Source organism: Desulfovibrio sp. DV, from assembly GCF_001936595.1.
Classification (GTDB): domain Bacteria; phylum Desulfobacterota; class Desulfovibrionia; order Desulfovibrionales; family Desulfovibrionaceae; genus Solidesulfovibrio.
This window is the reverse complement of the sequence record NZ_MLBG01000201.1, coordinates 1-363: the sequence shown is the minus strand read 5'-3', so window position 1 is coordinate 363 and position 363 is coordinate 1. Positions and strand designations below refer to the sequence as shown.

The 363-nt window shown below is 60.3% G+C and carries 1 protein-coding gene; it reads left to right on the top strand.

Going from position 1 to position 363, the window contains the following annotated elements:
* A partial coding sequence (locus DVDV_RS23045) for a hypothetical protein (RefSeq protein ID WP_217694158.1) occupies positions 1 to 248 on the top strand: 248 nt, incomplete at its 5' end.
* Positions 249 to 363 lie beyond the last annotated feature (115 nt).

The window sequence follows — 363 nt, the reverse complement described above, 5'->3', positions numbered from 1 at the left end:
CCCCCCGGACCCCGGATGGACGGGCGCAAGCGCGGAGAGGGGATTGGGAGAATGGCGGCTGCGGGAGACTGTCCAAGATGGGGGCGGAATTTGTCCCGATGATGCCGCCGCTGTCGCGGCTGGCGCATCAGGACAAATTCCGCCCCCAACCTGCCCTCGGCCCCGAAGACGGGGCCGACAGGTTCGAGAAAGAGCGACCGGACAGGGTTGCTTGTGGCCTGAAAAAACGTTTAATTCTATACTGTTGACCATTGTTGTAATCCCTTGTTATCCCGGCGAAGTCTTGCCCCCTTGAAAAGTTTTTGGGGAGGGTGGGGGTCTGGGGGAGGGAACCCCTTTTTCCAAAAAGGGGTTTCCTCCCCC